Origin of the sequence: Kitasatospora sp. NPDC059673, assembly GCF_042734215.1 — a bacterium.
Taxonomy (GTDB): Bacteria; Actinomycetota; Actinomycetes; order Streptomycetales; family Streptomycetaceae; genus Kitasatospora.
This window is the reverse complement of the sequence record NZ_JBHWEN010000013.1, coordinates 45,928-65,153: the sequence shown is the minus strand read 5'-3', so window position 1 is coordinate 65,153 and position 19,226 is coordinate 45,928. Positions and strand designations below refer to the sequence as shown.

The following is a 19,226-nucleotide window of genomic DNA, read 5'->3' as shown; positions in this document are numbered from 1 at the left end:
GTGATCAGTTTCCCCGGTAGCGGTCCACCACGGAGGTGAATGTACCGGTGAGCGTCTTGTGGCCGGGCAGGCCGTCCAGTTCCATCAGGTCGCCGAACGCGACGGTGCAGGAAACCCGGACGGTGATGGTGGTGAGCGGTTCGCCGTCGGTGTTCAGGATGCCGTACTCGGGCTCCCCCACGGGCTCGGTCGCGCAACTCACGCCGCGGTCGTCGAGGGCTTGTCTCACCGCGTCCGCGGCGGCCTGCCGGGCGCCCTCGGGGGTGCGGGCCAGCGACGCGGCGCGCGCGCCGGAGCGGGCGGCGGCGTCCACGATCGCGCCGGTGCTCTGGACGCGCCCGGCGGCGACCGCCATCAGCGCGAAGGCGAGCACCACGGGCACCACGATGGCGGCCTCGACCGCGAACGACCCCCGGTCGCCTCTCATCCGTCGGCCCGTCACGGCTGCCCCTGCGGAACGAACTTCTCCCGGGGCGCGCTGGCGGTCTTGGTGAGCGTCAGCCGGTCGAAGAACGGCAGCACGGACGCCGGGTGGACGGTGACGGACAGCCGGTACAGCTCGGGGTCGCCGCCGTCGGTGTCGATGCGCTCCAGCCGGGCGAGGTTGCCGAGCCGGTCGGTGAAGTCCTGGGCCCGCCTCGGCCCGTCGTCCGCGCGCGCGCCGTTGACGCGTCCGGCGTCCACGCCCTCCCGGGCGGCGGTCAGCGCGGCCTGGTCGGCGTACCACCAGAGTCCGGCCTGCACCACCAGGAGGATGACGAACAGCACGGCGGGGAAGACGATGGCGAGGCTGATCGCCATCGCTCCCGCGTCGAGCGTGCGTCCGCGGAACTTCCGGGCCGTCAGCGCGGGTCGGGCGACGGACCGGGGCGGGCGGGAGGTCACGGTGCCTGGCCCCCGTCCGGCACGTTCTGCGGGATCTTGTTCTTCACGTTGGTGCCGAGCTGGGTGATCGCGTAGACCACGGCGCCGGCGATGGCGACCAGCACGATGACGGCGAGGGCCAGTTCGATGCTGATCGCGCCGCGGTCACCGGAGGCCCGGGCGGCGCGCAGCTTGACCAGGCGGAACTCGAGGACGGGGCGCAGCAGGTGGACGGGGAACAGCAGCGGCAGCAGAACTGCCGTGGCCAGGGCGCGGATTCGGGTCATGGTGTGTTCTCCGGTGCAAGGTGGCGGGGGGTGGTGGTGAGGGTCATTGGACGGTCAGCATCTGATAGAGCGCGGGGAAGACGATCAGGACCGTCATCAGCAGGGTGAGCGCGGAGCCGGGGGCGACCATCCGTTCGCTGTCGGTGTTGGCCTTGGCGAGTTCCTCGGAGAGCAGTTCGCCGCGCAGGCTCTTGGCGCGGGCCCGCAGGGTGTCGTAGACGGCGGCGCCGTCCACGCCGGAGATCCGCATGATGTCGGCGACGTCCTGGAGCGGGGTGAGGCCCAGTTCCTGGGCGAGGGTGTCGAGTCCGTCCCAGGGCGGGAGCCGGTCGGTGGCGGCGCGTTCCAGGGCGTCGCGGATCCGCCGGAAGACGGTGCCTCGGCCGGCGGCGGCGGCGCGGCGGAGGGCTTCGGCGGGTCCGCAGTCGGCGGCGCGTTCCAGGGCGACGAGTTCCAGGTAGGCGGCGATGCCGTGCAGGTACTCGGTGCGGGCCTCCTTGGCCTCGCCGGACACGATGCCGTCGGGGACGAACCAGAGCAGCGCGCCGAGCAGCGGTCCGACCAGCAGGGGGACGGCGATCGGCAGTCCGTCGCCGAGCAGCGCGGCCAGTGCGGCGAACCAGCCGGGCAGGGCGAGGCCGAGGACGGCGAACAGCACCTTGTGTGCCATGAATCGGGCGGGGCTGCGGCCGATCAGTGCGAGTTCCTGCTGGGGGATGCGGATCCCGGGCAGGTGGAGGGTGCGGGTGCCGACCCGGTCGTACCAGGGGTCGGCGGCGTCGTCGGCCGCGTCCCGGCGCGGTTCGGGGGTGCGGTGCAGCCGGTCCAGGGCCTGGCCCAGGTCGGGTGGGGCGGGCCGGAGTTCGGCGAGCAGCAGGGCGAGGCCGCCGGCCGCGGCGGCGCCGGCCAGGACGGCCCAGGGGGAGATCATCGGGCCCCCTTGACCAGCGGGTCGGTGTCGTCGCCGGTGCTCTCGGCGGTGTTCTCCTCGCCGGTGCGCTGTCCGGGCATCCGGCCGGCCTTGGAGCGCCGGTCCTGTTCGAGGATCCGCGGCAGCGGGGTGTAGGAGGCGAGGTTGCGCATCCAGGCGATCACCAGTACGAAGGCCACCGCGACGACGGCGAGGACGAGTTGGCCGATGCCGGTGGTGTAGGGCTGGGTGTAGGTGGAGTTGAAGGAGCCGAGCACGATCACCAGCAGGATGATGCCGACCATCCAGCGGATGGTGGTGCGGTGCTTGGCGCGGTCGGCTTCGATGGTGCGGCGCTGGCGGACTTCCTCGCGCACCGATTCGGCCATGTCGGCGAGGGCGCGGGCCAGGCCGGGGCCGCTGTCGCCGGCCCGCAGCAGCAGTGCGGCGAGTACCTTGTCGGCGGTGGCGTCGGCGAGTTGGTCGGCGAAGGCACGCAGCGCGTCCTCGGGGCGCCAGCGGGCCTGCAGGCGGGCGGCGAGGTCGGTGATCTCGGTCTCCAGGGCGGCGGGTGCGGTGCGGCGGCTGGTCACGATGGCCTGGTTGAGGCCGACGCCGAGCAGCAGGACGTCGGCGAGGCGCTGGGTCCACTCGGCGAGGGCTTCCAGGCGTTCGATCCGGCGGGTGTCGGAGCGGGTGGCGTCGAACAGCCAGGGCAGGCCGAAGACGGCGGCGGGCACCAGCAGGGCGACCAGCGGGATGCCGGTGAACAGCCAGCCGGCCGGGCCGCCGAGCAGGGCCAGTGCGAGCTGGATGCGGCGCAGCCGGGCGACGCCGGGCGAGGCGGTGCCGGGTGCGCCGTACCAGAGGGTGTGCAGCCGTCCTTCCAGCGGGTTGGCCCGCTCCTCGGGGTCGGCCCGCCGTCCGGTCAGTCCGGTGACCAGGGCCACCAGTCCGCCGGCGGTGAGCAGTCCGCACAGCACGTACAGGAGCATCAGCGCATCCCCCCGATCCGCAGGTTCAGCGGCGCGCCCCAGGTCCCGTAGGGGGAGGCGAGCAGTCCCGCGTCGAAGCCGGCCCGGCGCAGGTCGTCCAGGCAGTGCGGCGGGGTGACGGGGACGGCCCGTACCTCGCCGAGTTCCGGGCGCGGCCCGAAGACGGTGTTCATGGCGGGCCGTCCGGACTCGCCGAGGCCGGCCACTTCCAGGACGTGCGAGACGAACCGGTGCCGGCGGCCGCCGACGGCGGTCTCGTCGACCATGGTGACGTGCACGATGAAGTCGATGGCGTTGGCGGTGAGCCGGTACGCCAGGCTGTCGGTCATGTGGGAGCCGTACTCGAGGCAGAGTTCGGCGATCCGGTCGACCACCATGTGCGGGCCGCGGGCGTGCAGGGTGCACATCGAGCCGCCCTCGCCGTTGGTCATCACCCGCAGCATCGGCACCACTTCGCCGGAGCGGACCTCGCCGACGATGATCCGGGAGAGTGTCATCCGCAGTGCGGCGGGGATGAGTTCACCGATCGTCAGCTCTCCGGCGAGGCGGCCGTCCACCCGTTCGCCGTTGCCTTCGCGGGCTTCCATCGGGACGACCTGGCGCAGGTGGCCGAGGGTGTGCAGCCACAGTTCGAACTCGGACTCCAGGGTGCCGATCCGCTCGTCCGGCGGGATCTCGGCGGCCATCGCGCGCAGCAGGCTGGTCTTGCCGACGCCCTGGGTGCCGGTGATCATCACGTTCTTCCGGGCCCGGATGGCGGCGGCCAGGAACGCGGCCAAGGTGGTGTCCACGGTGCCGAGTTGGACCAGGTCGCGGAGGTTGGCGCTGGCCACCCGGTGGCGGCGGATCGCCACGTAGGGGCGCGGGGTGACCTCGGTCATCGCCTGCAGGCGCATGCCGCCCTCCAGGCGCAGCGCGAGCATCGGGCTGGCGGTGGACAGGCTGCGCTCGCCGCCGCCGTGCTGGCGGGCCAGGTCCTGGAGCAGCTCGATCAGTTCCTCGTCGGTGTCGGCGACCGGGGGGACCTGCCGCAGCGGCTGGTGCACCCGGGAGACCCACACGTCGTCGCAGCCGTTGATCAGGATGTTCTCGATCTCCGGGTCGTCCAGGTAGGGCTGGAGCCGCCCGGCGCGGAACAGCAGGTCGTAGACGGCCTCGGCGAGCGCCCGGTCCTGCTCGCGGGTGGGCGGGATGCCGTGGGTCTGCGCGTAGGCGTCGGACCAGCGGGCCACCGCCTCCTCGATCAGGGCCCGTCCGCGCTGGCGCCGGGTGGCCCGGTCGGCCTCGCTGCCGGACGCCTCGTGCAGCCGGGACAGCTGCTGGTGCAGCTCGGCCGCGACCTGCCGCTTCAACTCCCGTGCGACCTGCGGGTCCACGGCGGGCACCGCCCCGGCCGGGGCGAGCGCGGGCACGGCGGCGGGCACGGCCGCCACCGGGCCGGTCGGGGGCACGGGTGCGGCGGGCATCGGCGCGGGGACAGCGGGGGTGGCCCACGGCAGCCCGGCGGCGTTCGGCGAACCGCCGTACACCACCTGCCCGTTGACGGGCTGCCCGACCTGGTGGGGCGGCGGCCCCTGGTAGGGGTTAGCGCGCACGGTGCACCTCCCCCCGCCCGTCCTCGGGCCCGTCGTCCTGCCCGGGGAACGGCGCGGGCGCGGGCGGCTGCGGCACCACGGGCGGCGCGATGTACGGCGCGGTGTAGGAGATCTGCGGCTGGCTCTCCACCCGGATCGGCCATTCCCCGGTGAACTGCCCGCTCCCCTGCGGCCGCTGCGGCTGCACCGGCTGGGGCTGCACGGGCTGCGGCTGGACGGGCGGTGGCAGGAACGGCTGGGCCTGGGCCGGGTACTGCTGCTGCGGGTACGGCTGCTGAGCCGGTGGCTGGTGGGCCTGCGGCGGGTACGGCTGGGCCGGGCGTCCGCCCACCGGCCCGGCGGCGAACGGCGGCTGCGTGAACGGCTGCTGCGCGAACGGGGCTGCGGGGGGCGCCGCCTGTGGGGGCGTCATCTGTTGCTGCGTCATCTGCTGCGAGGGTACGGCCTGCTGGTGAACGGGCGGCTGCGGGGCCGGTACCTGGTACGTCAGCGACTGCGGCTGGGGCGGCGGCTGGACGGGCTGCGCCTGCGGCCTCGGGAGCTGCTGCGGCGGAACCTGCTGCTGTCCCTGCGGCCCGAGACGTCGCCGGCGCCCCTCCGCGTGGTGCTGGATCCGGTCGGCGGTGGTCCGCGCGGTGCGCATCAGCTCGGAGCGGATGAACCGCCGGTCGGTGGTGTCGCCGCCGTCGGACAGCACCCGGGCGGTGCGCGGTGCGTGCGTGAGGGTGCCGAGGACGGGCAGCTGGAACTGCCGCGACACCTCGTGGTCGGGGTAGGGGCCTTCGGCGACCAGCAGCAGTCCGAGGCTGTCCGAGCCGGTGCCGTGGGTGTCGAGGTCCTCGCGCAGCGCGGCCAGCCGGGGCCGGGCGGCGGACAGCCCGCGCAGGGTGGTGCGGACGGTCGCGGCCACCACGTCGGCGCGCCGGGCGAGGACCGCCATCGGGCCGTTGGCGCCGGAGCGGCCGAGGTCGAGGATCACGTCGTAGCCCTCGGGTTCGAGCGCGCGCAGCGCCTCCACCAGGGGTTCCCAGGTGTAGGCGAGGCCGGGGGCCTGGGCGGGGTCGGTGAGTCCGGGCAGCAGCAGGCGCTCGCCGGAGCCCTGCGGGGAGACGTCCAGCAGTTGTTCCCACAGGGTCTGGGCGAGCAGTCCGCGCCGGTCGGCGACCGCGAGGTTGCGCAGCCCGTACACCGCCTCGACGCGGCCTTCCAGGGCGCCGGCCAGGATCGCGCCGCCGTCGGGGTCGCACTCGGCGAGCAGCACCCGGCGGCCCGGGCGCAGCGGCCAGGACAGCAGCAGGGCGAGGGCGCTGCTGGTGGCCCCGGGCGCCCCCGGCCCGCCGAGGACGGCCACCACGGTCATCAGGAGCCCCCGGCGTTTCGGGGTGCGAGGATCACCTGGAACTTGCCGCCGGCCACCCAGGAGGCGAGTCGGGGTCCGTCGGCGGGACCGATGGCGACGTCGATGACGGTGGTGCCGTCGGGGTCGGCGCGGCCGACGGCGGAGACGGTGGCGGTCATGGTGTCGGGGGTGCGGGTGCTGCCGTCGGTCTTGGTGCTGTCGGGGGTGTAGACGATCAGGACCTGGAGTCCGGGTTGCAGCCGGGTGGCGGGCAGTTGGGAGCGTTTGGCGGCGACGCCGACGATCTGCTGGCCGGGCTGGGTGGCGGGGTCGCTGGTCAGGTCGGACTTGACCAGCAGGGCGCCGCGCTTGAGGTCGGTGGTGGCGCGCAGTCCGACGGTGCGTGGCAGGTCGCGGGCGTCCAGCGGGTGCAGTGCGGGGTCGCCGGCGATGTGCGCGACCACCAGGTCGTCGTTGCCGATGACCTGGCCCATCGGAACGTCGCGGGCCAGCGCCAGGACGGCGATCCGCTGGCCGCTGCTGTTGTACAGCACCGCGCCGCCCAGGCCGCCGGCCGCGATCAGGGCGGTCGCCATCGCCAGCACGGCGGGCCGGCGGCGGCGGACGCCGAGGCGGCGCGGCGGGGTCGGCATGCTTCGGTTCTCCACCGCTTCGCGGCCTCTCACTCGTGATGGAACGTCAATGCTGGTCCGGCCCGGGGCTGTCGGCCCGGTCAGTTCAGTACCTGGACCTCGTTGACCGGGATCTGCAGCGTCAGGCCGGGGAATTCGCTGCGCCAGGTGAAGTCCGCCATGTCGATGTCGGCGTTGTTCGAGGTCTTGGCGGTGACCCGCCACAGCAGCGCGACCCGCAGGGTGTAGACGTGGTCCTTCATGCCGGCCGAGCTGCTCGCGAAGATGTGGCTGCAGCTGGGGCTCTGCCCGGCGGCGAACGGGGTTCCGGGGTCGGCGCAGGTGAACTCGCGGGAGCGGGCGCCGGCGGGGCCGTCGTCGACCGACCAGACGACCTGCTTGAGGGTCACCGTGGTGGTCACGTCGTAACCGGGCCCGGCGATGGTGTGGCTGATCGGGCCGGCGGACTGCGGCGTGGCGTCGAACCAGAACCACACCGGGGAGCCGACCACGGCGTCGGTCTTCGGGGCGGCGTGCAGCACGGGGCGGGCGACCTTGATCTGGTCGAGCGCGTCGAAGGCGAGCTGCCGGGGCGTCGGGGGCTTCATCGGGCCGGGGGGCTGGGCGAGGAAGACCTGGCCGGGCCCTTCGATGCCGAGGCAGGACCGGTCGTAGATCGCGCCGTCCTTGCTGGTCTTGCCGTCCCAGACGTCCTCGTTCTCCAGCGGCTGCGGCTTCGCCGGCCGGTAGTAGCAGCCGTCCGAGAACCAGCCCAGGTCGTCGAGCCAGCACGGCACCTTTTCGCCGTTCCAGCTGCACGTGTCCGACCCGGAGTCCCCTCCGCCGCCGCCCGACCCGCCGCCGGAGCCGCCCGTGCTGCCGGGCTCGTGGACGCCCGTGCAGATGATGTCGTCGGCGCAGGGCGTCACGTCGGCGCTCGCCGACGGGACGAACGCGACCGTCAGTCCGATTCCGGTCAGTGCACAAATTGCGGCGCGCCAGGCGGAGTTCAGCATGTCTTGGTCACCTCACGGGTGAAGTCGGCGATCAGCCAGCGGTTTCCGTATCTCTTCAGGACAGCGGTCGCGGGGTAGCGGGTCAGCCGCTGTTGCGGATCCTTGATCTGCTTGGTGCCGGCGTCCGCCTGGTGCCAGCCGCTGACGTCGAGGCAGTCCTCGATCGTCGCGGTGGGCGGACTCGCCTGCAGGTCCATGCTTCTGACGACAGGCGAGGTCCTGGGCCGGCCGGTCATGACGAGCTTGGCGTCGTGGAGTTGGGTGAGTGAGAGCAGCGCCTCGCTGAGCGCCGGCCCGGTGGCGTACTGGCCGAGCGCCGTTCCGTCCGAATTCGATCGTTCGAACACCGCGATCCGGACGTCCCACCAGGCCTGATAGGCCGTCACCGCGCTGTGTGCCTCCAGCCCTTGGTCGCCCTGGTCGGGTACGGGGCTGCGGCTGGGGTCGGCTTGGGCGGTGGCGGAGCTGGTGGCGCGGGGAAGGCCGGAGGCGGGGGTGCCGAGGCGGTCGGCGGAGCCCTTTTCGGTGGCGCCGCACGCCGTGACGGCCGTCAGCAGGAATGGCAGAAGCAGCCCGCTGATCCCAACTCCCATAGGGCGCACCGGAATTCCGCGCTGCCGCATAGCCCCACCTTGTCGCGGCCGAACTGTGGTGGGTCCGGGCCGCCGATCTCGTCTGCCGTCCCCTGTGGTGATTCCGGGTGGCTCGGAGGTCGATTCTTCGCCAACCCACCCCGGCACGGCAACACCCGGGGCGTCCTGACCTTACGCGGAAGGCGGATCCGTTGGGGCACTTTCTCGCCACAGAACCGCCAAAAGTTCATCGGAAAGCGGCAGTCCGGCGAGCGCTCCCCGCACAGCGGCCCGGTTGCGCATCAGGAGTCTCCCTCCGTCACGGGGTACCAGCAGTCTGGCCTCGCCCGCGGAGGCCGGTTCGCCCCAGCCGAGTTGGCCCTCGATGGCGGGTTGGAGGTCGAGCGGGCCGACGGCGGCGGGCGCGCCGGGCACGCCGTACTCCAGCACCCGGCCGAGCGCCCAGCTGAACGAGCCCTCCGCGCCGGGCAGTACGCCGTCACGCCCCCGCCGCCCGGCGCTCCAGCGCCCGATCCGGCCCCACAGCGGCACCCGGGAGTGGCCGAGCAGTTCGCCCGCGCCGTCCTCGCGCAGCAGCGCGGCCCAGGTGTCGCGGTCGGCGACCGCGTCCACGATCAGGAGGGTCTCCTCCTGTTCTCCGTGCACCATGGCGCTGGTGATCCAGTCCCAGGCGAGGCCGCGCCGGTAGGCGTTGTCGGGGGTGGAGCCGGCGGTGACCAGCGCGACCCGGCGCCCGCGCGGGTCGGCGATCAGCTGGCCGAGCAGGCACACCACCAGCCAGCGGGCCGGGCGCTGGGCGGCCTGGCGCAGGGCGGTGAGCAGGGTGTTGGCGTCGCCGTCGGCCGGCGGCCGGGTGACGGTGCTGCCGCGGGTGCCGGCGTCGAAGGTGCGGCCGGGCAGGGCGGCGGCGAGGGTGCGGGCGCCGTCGGCGGCGCGGGCGGAGCCGCCGTGGCCGCGTTCGGGGCCGCCGTCCGCGCCGATCACCACCAGTTCGATGCCACCGCTCACCGTGTACCCCCTCGCCTGCCATTTTCGGCCACCAGTGAGTGCTGCGGCCGGAGCCAAGGTATCGCCGAGCGGTGTCGGCGCGGAACCAAATAGGCCCGATGAGCCCCAGCTCAGGGACCATGGGCCCTGTTCGTGGGCGGTACGGGCGGGGCATCATCGGCCTCATGGACCGTGACGACCGGGTGGAGACCCTGAGCGAGGCCGAGTGCCTGCGCCTGCTCGGCGCCGTGCCGTTGGGACGGGTGGTGTACACCGAGCACGCGCTGCCGGCGGTGCTGCCCGTGGCCTTCCGGCTGGCCGAGGACGGCCGGGTGATCCTGGCGCTGCGCACCGGCACCCGGGTGGCGCGGGCCCTGGACGGGACGGTGGCGGCGTTCCAGGTGGACGATTTCGACCCGGAGGGCCGCTGCGGCTGGAGCGTGCTGGTGCACGGGCGCGCCGAGGTGGTGCGCGACGCGGAGGAACGCGCCGCACTGGAGTCGGACGGCCTGCGCCCGTGGATCCCGGAGCCGGGCCCGGAGTACGTGGCGATCACCCCGGAGCTGGTCTCCGGCCGCCGCCTGGTGCCCGACCTCGCGCTCTGACCGCACGGCCGGACCCCACTGACAGGTGACCGGCGAGTAGGCATACTCTGCGGGGCGGCCCGGACGGGCCGTCCCCTGCCCCGTCGCACCTGTGGAGCGCCCCGTGACGACCTTCGCCTCGCTCGCCGACCTGACCGCCGCCGTCGGTACCGAACTCGGTACCAGCGCCTGGCACACCGTCGACCAGGAGCGGGTGAACCTGTTCGCGGAGGCGACCGGCGACCACCAGTGGATCCATGTGGACCCGGAGCGCGCCAAGGACTCCCCGTTCGGCGGGACGATCGCGCACGGCTACCTGACGCTGTCGCTGCTGCCGGTGCTGGCGAAGGAGTGCTACGCGGTGGAGAACATCGCGATGGCTCTCAACTACGGCTCGGACAAGGTCCGTTTCCCGGCCCCGCTGCCGGTGGGCACGGCGGTCCGGGCGACGGCGGTGCTGGTGTCGGCCGACGAGGTGCCGGGCGGGGTGCAGGCGGTGGTCCGCTTCACCATCTCCAGTGAGGCGAGCACCAAGCCGCACTGCGTCGCGGAGACCATCACCCGCTTCTACCCGGCCTGATCAGCGCCTTTCCGCACTTCTCCGACGGACCGCCCCGCCTGCCGGGACGGTCCGTTCCCATGCCCCCCGACCGGCGCGCCGCCGACCCGTTCGGCTGGTTGCGTCCGGTTTGCGACGGTAATGTCCAGATTCGACACGCGTTGTCCCCGCCGGGGTCCCCGGCCGTCCGGACGGCGCCGTCCGGCCTGCCGTCGACCCGTCCGGGGCACCACCCGCGCCCCATCCCGTCCCGGCAGCGCCCCCGTTCAACTGCTCGACCGTGGAGGTGCCTTGTCTCGTCCCGTCTCCTGGCTGTTCCGCGCCGGCGAGCTGGCCGCCGAGGCCGGGCTCGCCCTGCGCGACGCGAAGCGCTCGTACCGGACGCTGCCCCGGGAGAGCTGGCACCGGATGCGCACCGAGGCGTTCGGCGCCGACCCGCAGGGCGGCCGCTGGCACCAGGTGCGCAACTCACCGCATTTCGTGGACGGTTCGTTCCGCAACCCGGTCCCGACCCGCCGGCTCAGGTACGCGCACACCCCGCTCGCGCTGATGCGCACCAAGCTGGCGGCGGACGGCGGCCGCCGCAGCCCGGCCGCCGCGGTACCGGTGCACCGGCTGCTGCCCGTCGAACTGGCCACCCCGCCCGCGTCCGGCCTGCGCCTGACCTGGCTCGGCCACGCCACCGTCCTGGCCGAACTGGACGGCGTACGGGTGCTGTTCGACCCGGTGTGGAGCGAACGCGTCTCGCCCTTCGGCTGGATCGGCCCCAAGCGGCTGCACCCGGTGCCCCTGCCGCTGGCCGAACTCGGGCCGGTGGACGTGGTGGTGATCTCGCACGACCACTACGACCACCTGGACATGACCACCATCCGCACCCTGGCCGCCGGTGACGCGGTGTTCGCGGTGCCGCTGGGCATCGGCGCGCACCTGGAGCACTGGGGTGTCGAGCCGTACCGGATCGTCGACCTCGACTGGTGGGAGTCCGCCGAACTGGACGGCCTGCGGCTGACGGCCACCCCCGCCCGCCACTACTGCTCGCGCGGCCCGCGCCCCAGCGGCAAGTTCCTCTGGTCGTCCTGGGTGGTGGAGGGCAAGCGGCACCGGCTCTTCCACAGCGGCGACACCGGCTGGTTCCCGGGCTTCGCCGACATCGGCCACCGATTCGGGCCGTTCGACGCCACCATGCTGCAGGTCGGCGCGTACTCCGAGCACTGGCCGGAGGTCCACCTGACGCCCGAGGAGGCGGTGCAGGCGCACCGCGACCTGGGCGGCCAGGTGCTGCTCCCGATGCACTGGGGCACCTTCGACCTCGCCCCGCACCCCTGGGAGGAGCCCGCCGAACGCACGCTGGCCGCCGCGCACGCCGCCGGCGTCACGTTGGTCGTCCCCCGCCCCGGCAAGCCCTTCGAACCGGCCGACCCGCCGCCCGTCAAGCTCTGGTGGCGCGCCGTCGCGGCCACCCCGTCCGGCGCCGACGTCCTCGCCCCCGAGGGCCTCACCCCGCCCACCACCGCCGCCCCGGACACCCCGGCGGTCCTCGCCCCCACTCCGCGCCCGGACGCACCGCTGGCCGACGCCAGGCCCGCCGCGAAGCCTGCCGTCAGGCCCCGCGCCACCGGGCCCCGCGCCGCCAAGTCCGCACCGCCTCCCGGCGGCCCGGACAGCGGCGAGGTCCCGCTCTTCTGAACCCGGCTCGCTCTTCCGAACCCGACCCGCGCTCAGTGCCGCAGTGCGCCCTCGATCAGGGCCACTGCGGCCCGCGGGTCCTCCACCTCGACGATCACCCGGGCGTACTGCTCGTCGGCGAGTTCGATCACCACGGCCTTCGCCGGATTCTTCACGTCCCAGAACACCAGCTCGCCGTGGCGGCGGAACCGCCCGGCCGTGATCAGCCCCGGCCACTGGGTGCCGCCGACCTTGAGCCCCTTGGGCTCCGCGGCGACTCCGGGGTCCGCGGTCGCCCCGCGAACATTGGCGAGCGGTATCTCGATCCGGCTCTTGATCGCCCAGAGCTTGTCCAGGCCCTCGATCTCCACGATCAGCGTTCCGTTGTCGACAGCCACCTTGGCCATGTCGGTGAACCCTCCCTCGTACGGTGAGAAACAGTGATGTGACGGCCGGTCAGCCGACCAGCCGGTCGGTCAGCGCACGGACCGCCAGTGCGGACGACCCCGGCCCGAGCGCCCGGTCGCGCAACCGCAGCCCGAGAACGCTCGCACCCAGCGCGCCGACCAGCGGACTGTCGGCGGGCTCGCCGAGCACCACCGCGAGCGCCCGTTCGAGCGCGTGCAGGGCCTCGGCCACCAGCGCCGCGACGTCCGGATCCTCCGGGGCCTGCTCGACCGCCGCAGACAACAACAACCCGGCCGCCGCCCCGCCGTCGAACCCGCCCGCCGCCTGACCGAGAGCCGCCGCCGGCCCACCGGCGACGGTCAGCGCGGCCACGGTCGGCAGCACCTCGTCCTGCAAGTGGTGCCGCAGCGCAGCCAGGTAGAGCCCGCGCTTGCTGCCGAACACCTTGTACAAACTGCCCCGGTGCACACCGAGCCGCTGCACCAGATCGTCGACCGAGGTGCCCTCGTACCCGCGCTCGGCAAACAACACCGCCGCCGCCCGAACCGCCTCGGCCTCGTCGAAGGCCCGTGGTCTTCCCATGACCACGACCCTAAGGATTCGAGAACGCCCAGTCAAGAACGACCGTTCCAAAACCCTGCGCGAGCACTCCGGGGCAGCGAAGGGATGACCGCTGGCGGGATCCCGAGCCCGGCGGTGGTCGTCAGACCTGGCCCCGCAGTCCGACCAGCGCCCGCGCCTCCGCAACCAGCTCGCTGCCCCCACCACTTGACGCCGCCAGCACCGCCCACGCGAGCCTCGGCGCACCCGCGTCGGCCAGTTCGGCACACGCCGCAGCCAGGCGACCCGGCCTGACCGCACCGACCCGCAACAACTTCCCGGCCTCCCGCCCGAGCAACCCCACCTCGAACGCACCCTGCGCCGCCAACGACAACAGCGCGTCAACGACCGCCGCACAGCCCTCCGCGAAGGCCGCGCCCAGCCCGCAGGCGAGGGCCTGGTGCACGGCGGACCCGGCCGGACCTCCCATCTCGGCGAGCAGCGGAAGCAGTTGGGGATTGCCCCGGACGGGCTCCGAACCGGCCACCGCCGCGCACCAGCCGGGCGAACCCGCGGGCGATCAACTCGCCCCGGTCAATGCCCCGTTCAGCGGCAAGCCGAGCGAGAACGGCGGGCCAGCGCCGAGAATCCGCCTTGGCGGCCCACGGGCCGTAGAGCTGCCCGGCAGTGTCGGCGTCGAAGATCAGCGGAGCGAGGACGGGCATGAAGCTGTCCTGCGCGAGCCGCGCGTACAGGTCGGCGCCCGGCAACCAGCAGCGCGGTCCAGGCCTCGGCCGGGGAGTGCGTGCCATCGCGCAGCTCCCGCCGCAAGGCCTTCAGCCCGGGCACCTCGCCCCGCCGCTCCTGCGCCGTCAAGGCACCGACCAGCCGGGCGACTTCGCCGAAGTCGGCACGGCGTACCGCCACCACCAGGTCCCGCTCCGACCGCGTCACTGCCGCCCCTCCCCGCCGTCATCCGCACCGCCACCATCCGGCTGCACTTCCCCCGATCGCCCCGAGCCGGTGCGGGCGCAGCGCGGAGGGCCTCGGGTACCGGAAGGTGTGGACGGCCGTGGTCATGGGGCGAACGCCAACGATCACCACCGACAGCCGACGCGGCCCCGACGCGGCCCCGACGTGACCCGTTCCACATCCGTCCTGTACTGCAACGTGTTCTAGCATGTGCCGCGTGACCGCTTCCGCCGCTCTGTCGCCAGTTTCCCTACCCGAACCGCCGTCCTTCGTCGATCTGCTCGGCATTGAGGAGCTGGACGAGAACCTGTTCCGCGGCCACTGCCACGCGGGTGCGCCACTGCGCGCGTTCGGTGGGCAGGTGGCGGCGCAGGCGCTGACGGCGGCGGGGCGGACGGTGGAGGCGGCGCGGCGGGTGCACAGCCTGCACGGGTACTTCCTGCGGCCGGGCGATCCGCGGCGGCCGATCGTCTACCAGGTGGACCGGGCCCGGGACGGGAGGTCGTACGCGACGCGGCGGGTGACGGCGGTGCAGCGCGGTGAGGCGATCTTCACCATGGCGGCCTCGTTCAAGCGCCCGGAGGCCTCGGGCGACCGCCAGCGCACCATGCCGCCGGTGCCGGGCCCGGAGGACCTGCCGGACCCGTACCCGGCCTGGCAGCGCGACGCGCCCGAGGAGTACGAACGGTCCGCGATCTTCCACGCCCTGCAGATGCGCTTCGTCCCGGCCGGCGCCCCGGGCCTGCCGCCCGAACTGCCGGGCGTGCCGCAGCAGTTCGTCTGGCTGAGGACGGCTGCCCGGCTCCCGGCGGACGACCCGCTGCTGCAGGTGTGCGCGCTCACCTACCTCTCCGACCTGACGCTGGCGTCCACCACCGCGCTGCACCTCCAGCCGCACCCGGTGCACCGGGTGGCGGAATCACGGGTGGCGCTGGCCTCGCTCGACCACGCGATGTGGTTCCACCGGCCGTTCCGCGCCGACGAGTGGCTGCTGTTCGCACAGCGCAGCCCGTCGGCGGCGGACGGGCGGGGGCTGGCGATGGGCGAGTTCTACGACCGCGACGGGGCGCTGGTGGCGTCAGCCGTCCAGGAGACCCTGCTGCGCGAGCTGCCCGCCAAACCCCAAGCCCCATCGCCCCGCTGACCCCGCCGGCCCCGCTGACCCCATCGCCCCGCTGACCCCGCCGGCCCCGTCGGCCCTGCCGCCCCCGGTGATCAACCGTCACTGAGCGGTGACCTGTCGCGTCATACCGCGGCGAGGGCCCGCCCCCTATCATGGTTCGGGTGACCAAGGTTGACCTGTCACCTCGTCCGGTGGAGGCGATGTCCCCCCGTCAGCTCGAACGCCGCGGCTCCCTCCTGTCCGCCGCCCTGGCTCTGGTGACCGAGATCGGCGTGGAGCGGCTCCAGATGAAGCAGGTGTCGGAGCGTTCGGGGGTGGCTCTCGGCACCGCCTACCGCTACTTCTCGTCCAAGGACCACCTGTTGGCCGCCGCGATGGCGGACTGGCACCGTCTGCTGCTCGCCGACCTGGTGGGCGAGGTGGGGGCGGCGCGCAGCGCCTCGCCGACCGAGCGGGCGGTGCGGTTCGTGCGCCGGGGGATGCGGGCGTACCAGCGGCAGCCCGAACTGGCCCGGCTGCGGGTGGCGGTGGCGACGTCCACCGATCCGTTCGCCAGTGAGGCCTTGCAGGGGCTGGCCCGGGCGGACCGGGCGGCGCTGGGCGCGGTGCTGCCGGAGGTTCCGCCGGCTTCCGCGGAGTTGGTGCGGCACATGGTGGGGCACGCCTGGCAGGGCGAGTTGACGGCCTGGGTGACGGGCCGGTCCACCCTGGACGACGCCCGCACCCGGCTGGAGGAGATGGTCCGCCTGGTGCTGGCGCCGTACGAGCCACCGACCGTCTGACGCCACCGCCCGCCCGGCGCCACCGACCGCCCGACGCCACCGCCCCCCGGCGCCACCGACCGCCCGACGCCACCGGCTGCCTGACGCCATCGCCCGACGCCCGGCACCCCTGCCGGCTCTCGGCGTGCCGCCCCCGGCGGTCGGACGTTTGTGGACATAGTGCCTCGTATGCCCACGCCTTCGGAGCCGTCGCCGGATCGTCAGCCGTCGCCGGACCGTCCGTCCTCGCCGAATCGTCAGTTCTCGCCGGACGGCCGGTCCGCGCCGCCGGACGCCTTCCCCGTGGACCGGGTGGTGTTCGGCATCGGCGCGGCCGCCGTACTGGGGGTGGTCGCCTGGGGGGTGTTCGCGAAGGACTCGCTGGGCCGGACGTCCAGCACCGCGCTGTCCTGGGTGCTGCACTCCTTCGGCTGGCTGTTCGTGGTGGCCGCGGACGTGTTCCTGGTGCTGGCGGTGGTGATCGCGGTGAGCCGCTTCGGCCGGGTGCCGCTGGGGCGGGACGGCGAGCGGCCGGAGTTCTCCACGCTGGCCTGGGTGGCGATGATGTTCAGCGCCGGCATGGGCATCGGCCTGCTGTTCTACGGCGTCGGCGAGCCGCTCCAGTTGTACGCGCAGCCGCAGCCGGGTTCGGACATCGCGCCGCAGACGCCGGCGGCGGCGCAGCGGGCGCTGGAGTTCTCGCTGTTCCACTGGACGCTGCACCCGTGGGCGATCTACGCGGTGGGCGGCCTGGCGCTGGCGTACACCACGTTCCGCAAGGGCCGGGGCAACCGGATGTCGGAGGCGTTCGTGCCGCTGCTGGGCGAGCGCCGGGCGCGCGGCTGGGCGGGGCGGTCGATCGACCTGCTGGCGGTGTTCGCGACGGTGTTCGGCTCGGCGACGAGTCTGGGCCTGGGCGCGATCCAGGTGGCGGGCGGTCTGGGGTACGTGACGGACATCCGGGCCACCCAGGGCGTGGAGTTGGTGGTCATCGCGGCGCTCGGCGGCGCCTTCGTGCTGTCGGCGATGTCGGGTGTGCACCGGGGCGTGAAGTGGCTGTCCACCACCAGCGTGGTGCTGGCGGCGGCGCTGATGGCCTTCGTGTTCGTGGTCGGCCCGACGGTGTTCGTGCTGGACGCGCTGCCGTCCACGGTCGGCGGCTATCTGTCGGACCTGGCGGTGCTGGCCACCCAGACGGGGGCGTTCACCAATGAGGACTGGCTGGGCTCCTGGACGATCTTCTACTGGGCGTGGTGGCTGTCCTGGGCGCCGTTCGTCGGCACGTTCATCGCCCGGATTTCGCGCGGCCGGACGGTGCGTCAGTTCCTGGTCGGGGTGCTGCTGGTGCCGAGCGGCGCGACCACGGTGTGGTTCGTGGTGATGGGCGCCTCGGCGATCCGCCTGCAGTCCACCGGTGCGGCCGACCTGGTGGCGACCATTCCGCGCGGCGCGGACGCCGGGCTGTTCGAGATGCTGAAGGCGCTGCCACTGGGCTCGCTGACCTCGGTGATCGCGGTACTGCTGGTGATGCTGTACTTCGTCACGTCCGCCGACTCGGCGTCGCTGGTGCTGGGTTCGCTCTCCTCGGGCGGCTCGCTGCACCCGCGGACCTGGCTGGTGGTGGTGTGGGGGGCGCTGATGGCGGCGGTGGCGGCGGCGCTGCTGCTGGCGGGCGGGCTGACGGCGCTGCAGAACGCGACGATCCTGGTGGCGCTGCCGTTCGTGCTGGTGATGCTGGCGCTGTGCGTGGCGCTGGTGCGCGAGCTGCGCACCGACCCGGCGGCGGGGCCCCCGCGGGCGCATGCCGCGCACGGGCTGCGCGAGGCGGTCGGCACGGCCGTCGGCGAGGAATACCACGGGCGGTCTCGCCCGCAGGAGTGAAACGGCCGCGCCGCGAGCTCCCGGCCGTGCGGCCCGGGCCCCGTGCGGCGTCTGGGCGGGGCGGCAACTCGCCTGCCTTTACCAAGAGTTCGTAATGTTCGGGGCCGCCCCCTGAGGGTGGCAAGGTGGGCCGGGTCGGACTCCACGCCGAGCGGCGGCCGGGCGGCCGTCATCCGCCCGCGCCCGCCGGAGCCGGTCCGACAGACCGCCGGCCCGCCGCAACGGCCGGTCCCTCCTCCTCCCGCGCCGCCCGAAAGCCCGACCCCCGATGCACCCACCACCCTGACCACCACCTGACCACCTGACCACCTGACCACCTGCCCGCCTCCGCCGCACCGGGCCCGCCGTCCGCGCCCACTGATCCCCCTCGCGCCCGTCCGAAAGCCCCGCCCCCATGCGCCCGTTCTGCACCGCCCTCGACCGCGCCCTGCGCCGCCGTCTCGCCACCGCCACCCTCGCCGCCTGCCTGCTCGGCGCCCTGCTGCCGGACCCGGCGGGGGCGATTCGGCACTGCCGGGCGGACGGGGTGACGGTGCCGATGCTGATGCTGCTGGCGGCGATGTTCATCGGCGGGTTCGAGACCCGCGCGGCGGACGTCGGCCGGGCGCTGCTGCGGCCGGGGCTGCTGCTGGCCGGTCTGGGGGTGGCGCTCGTGCTGCGGGCGGTGGTGCTGCTCGGCGCGGAGCGGGCCGCCGCCGGCTGCTGGCCGGACGTCGGGGAGGCGCGCTGGCTGGTGGTCGGGCTGGCGGTGACCGCCGCGATGCCGGTGGCGGGCGCCGCGCAGACCTGGGGCGCCCGGGTCGGCGGGGACGCACCGCTCGGACTCGGCCTGGTCCTGTCCACCACGCTGCTCAGCCCGCTCACCACCCCGCTCGGCCTGGCCCTCGCCGAGGGCCCGGAGAGCGGCGGCCCGCGCCGGATCCTCGACACGCTCGCCCACTCCGACGCCACCTGCCGGTTCATGGCCCTGTGGGTGGCGCTGCCCTGCCTGGCCGGCCTGCTCGCCCGCCGCATCACCCGCCGCCCGCTGCGCGGCCGCCTGCGCGCCGCGCTGCTGCCCCGGCTTCGGCTGGCGGGCCTGCTGATCGCGCTCGCCCTCACCTACCTGAACGCGGCCGGCGTGGCCCGGGAGATCGAGCTGCGGCCGGAGCCCCGGCTGGTCGCGGTCGCCGCCGGGTGCGGCGCGCTGGTCTGCGCGGGGCCGTTCCTGGCGGGCTGGCTGGCCGTCCGCCGCTCCCCCACCGCGCCGGCCGCCCGCACCACACTCACCCTCGCCTCCGGGCTGAACAACACCAGCGCGGCGGCCGCCCTGGCCGGCACCCAGTTCGGCGCTCACCCCGCCGTACTGCTGCCGATCTTCTTCTACGGCGCGGCCCAGCAGGTGCTGGCCTCCTTCCTGCCGCGCCTGCTGCGTACCCCACGTATCACCCGCCCGACCTGCGGCGATGCCGTCATGGAGGTTCCGATGCCAAGATCCCGTCGGGATTTCACCCGCGTTTCGTGACCGCGTAACGC

21 protein-coding genes are annotated in these 19,226 nt (G+C 74.0%); 7 read left to right on the top strand and 14 right to left on the bottom strand.

Annotated features, from left to right (window positions below):
- Positions 1 to 4 precede the first annotated feature (4 nt).
- The 11 genes from ACFV18_RS17205 to ACFV18_RS17155 form a co-directional block, all read right to left on the bottom strand.
- Positions 5 to 427, bottom strand: coding sequence for a TadE/TadG family type IV pilus assembly protein (locus tag ACFV18_RS17205; RefSeq protein ID WP_380483916.1), 423 nt, complete (start codon positions 425 to 427; stop codon positions 5 to 7).
- Between the two features lie 11 nt (positions 428 to 438).
- On the bottom strand, positions 439 to 801 hold the full coding sequence (locus tag ACFV18_RS17200) for a TadE family protein (protein WP_380483914.1): 363 nt from the start codon (positions 799 to 801) through the stop codon (positions 439 to 441).
- Positions 802 to 881: 80 nt separating this feature from the next.
- On the bottom strand, positions 882 to 1,151 hold the full coding sequence (locus ACFV18_RS17195; RefSeq protein WP_035868447.1) for a hypothetical protein: 270 nt from the start codon (positions 1,149 to 1,151) through the stop codon (positions 882 to 884).
- 43 nt (positions 1,152 to 1,194) lie between these two features.
- Positions 1,195 to 2,082: a hypothetical protein gene (locus ACFV18_RS17190; RefSeq protein ID WP_380483912.1), complete on the bottom strand. Its 888-nt coding sequence runs from the start codon at positions 2,080 to 2,082 to the stop codon at positions 1,195 to 1,197.
- Positions 2,079 to 3,056, bottom strand: coding sequence for a type II secretion system F family protein (locus ACFV18_RS17185; protein WP_380483910.1), 978 nt, complete (start codon positions 3,054 to 3,056; stop codon positions 2,079 to 2,081). Before ACFV18_RS17185 ends, ACFV18_RS17190 begins: the two co-directional genes overlap by 4 nt.
- Positions 3,056 to 4,651 carry a CpaF family protein gene (locus tag ACFV18_RS17180; protein ID WP_380483908.1) on the bottom strand — a complete coding sequence of 532 codons (1,596 nt, stop codon included), beginning with the start codon at positions 4,649 to 4,651 and terminating at the stop codon, positions 3,056 to 3,058. Before ACFV18_RS17180 ends, ACFV18_RS17185 begins: the two co-directional genes overlap by 1 nt.
- Positions 4,641 to 6,011 (bottom strand): hypothetical protein, encoded by a 1,371-nt coding sequence (locus tag ACFV18_RS17175; RefSeq protein WP_380483906.1) that lies wholly within the window; start codon positions 6,009 to 6,011, stop codon positions 4,641 to 4,643. Before ACFV18_RS17175 ends, ACFV18_RS17180 begins: the two co-directional genes overlap by 11 nt.
- Positions 6,011 to 6,643, bottom strand: a complete 633-nt coding sequence (locus ACFV18_RS17170) for an SAF domain-containing protein (protein WP_380483904.1) — start codon at positions 6,641 to 6,643, stop codon at positions 6,011 to 6,013. The genes ACFV18_RS17175 and ACFV18_RS17170 overlap by 1 nt, the downstream gene beginning before the upstream one ends.
- Positions 6,644 to 6,723: 80 nt before the next feature.
- Complete coding sequence (locus ACFV18_RS17165; protein ID WP_380483902.1) at positions 6,724 to 7,638, bottom strand: hypothetical protein; 915 nt, start codon at positions 7,636 to 7,638, stop codon at positions 6,724 to 6,726.
- Positions 7,632 to 8,231, bottom strand: a complete 600-nt coding sequence (locus tag ACFV18_RS17160) for a hypothetical protein (protein ID WP_380483900.1) — start codon at positions 8,229 to 8,231, stop codon at positions 7,632 to 7,634. Before ACFV18_RS17160 ends, ACFV18_RS17165 begins: the two co-directional genes overlap by 7 nt.
- Before the next feature lie 171 nt (positions 8,232 to 8,402).
- Positions 8,403 to 9,239, bottom strand: a complete 837-nt coding sequence (locus ACFV18_RS17155; RefSeq protein WP_380483898.1) for a hypothetical protein — start codon at positions 9,237 to 9,239, stop codon at positions 8,403 to 8,405.
- A gap of 164 nt (positions 9,240 to 9,403) precedes the next feature.
- On the opposite strand from ACFV18_RS17155, the gene ACFV18_RS17150 reads away from it, so the two are divergent.
- The 3 genes from ACFV18_RS17150 to ACFV18_RS17140 all read left to right on the top strand — a co-directional run bounded on the left by ACFV18_RS17150 (position 9,404) and on the right by ACFV18_RS17140 (position 12,047).
- Positions 9,404 to 9,823 carry a pyridoxamine 5'-phosphate oxidase family protein gene (locus tag ACFV18_RS17150; RefSeq protein WP_380483896.1) on the top strand — a complete coding sequence of 140 codons (420 nt, stop codon included), beginning with the start codon at positions 9,404 to 9,406 and terminating at the stop codon, positions 9,821 to 9,823.
- Positions 9,824 to 9,926: 103 nt separating this feature from the next.
- Complete coding sequence (locus tag ACFV18_RS17145) at positions 9,927 to 10,382, top strand: MaoC family dehydratase (protein WP_380483894.1); 456 nt, start codon at positions 9,927 to 9,929, stop codon at positions 10,380 to 10,382.
- 387 nt (positions 10,383 to 10,769) lie between these two features.
- On the top strand, positions 10,770 to 12,047 hold the full coding sequence (locus tag ACFV18_RS17140; RefSeq protein ID WP_380484134.1) for an MBL fold metallo-hydrolase: 1,278 nt from the start codon (positions 10,770 to 10,772) through the stop codon (positions 12,045 to 12,047).
- A gap of 32 nt (positions 12,048 to 12,079) precedes the next feature.
- Here ACFV18_RS17140 and ACFV18_RS17135 read toward each other — a convergent pair whose 3' ends face one another.
- The 3 genes from ACFV18_RS17135 to ACFV18_RS17125 form a co-directional block, all read right to left on the bottom strand.
- Positions 12,080 to 12,433 (bottom strand): hypothetical protein, encoded by a 354-nt coding sequence (locus ACFV18_RS17135; RefSeq protein ID WP_380483892.1) that lies wholly within the window; start codon positions 12,431 to 12,433, stop codon positions 12,080 to 12,082.
- A 49-nt stretch (positions 12,434 to 12,482) separates the two neighbouring features.
- Entirely contained in the window at positions 12,483 to 13,016 is a 534-nt protein-coding gene (locus ACFV18_RS17130; RefSeq protein ID WP_380483890.1) for a TetR/AcrR family transcriptional regulator, read from the bottom strand.
- A 121-nt stretch (positions 13,017 to 13,137) separates the two neighbouring features.
- Complete coding sequence (locus ACFV18_RS17125; RefSeq protein ID WP_380483889.1) at positions 13,138 to 13,521, bottom strand: hypothetical protein; 384 nt, start codon at positions 13,519 to 13,521, stop codon at positions 13,138 to 13,140.
- 633 nt (positions 13,522 to 14,154) lie between these two features.
- Between ACFV18_RS17125 and ACFV18_RS17120 the strand changes: the two genes are divergently transcribed.
- The 4 genes from ACFV18_RS17120 (at position 14,155) to ACFV18_RS17105 (ending at position 19,215) form a co-directional block, all read left to right on the top strand.
- The gene (locus tag ACFV18_RS17120; RefSeq protein ID WP_380483887.1) at positions 14,155 to 15,090 is read left to right on the top strand and encodes an acyl-CoA thioesterase; all 936 of its coding nucleotides are present in this window, start codon (positions 14,155 to 14,157) and stop codon (positions 15,088 to 15,090) included.
- 140 nt (positions 15,091 to 15,230) lie between these two features.
- Positions 15,231 to 15,851, top strand: coding sequence for a TetR/AcrR family transcriptional regulator (locus tag ACFV18_RS17115; RefSeq protein WP_380483885.1), 621 nt, complete (start codon positions 15,231 to 15,233; stop codon positions 15,849 to 15,851).
- 168 nt (positions 15,852 to 16,019) lie between these two features.
- Positions 16,020 to 17,711, top strand: coding sequence for a BCCT family transporter (locus ACFV18_RS17110; RefSeq protein ID WP_380483883.1), 1,692 nt, complete (start codon positions 16,020 to 16,022; stop codon positions 17,709 to 17,711).
- 394 nt (positions 17,712 to 18,105) lie between these two features.
- Positions 18,106 to 19,215 (top strand): hypothetical protein, encoded by a 1,110-nt coding sequence (locus ACFV18_RS17105; RefSeq protein WP_380483881.1) that lies wholly within the window; start codon positions 18,106 to 18,108, stop codon positions 19,213 to 19,215.
- Positions 19,216 to 19,226 lie beyond the last annotated feature (11 nt).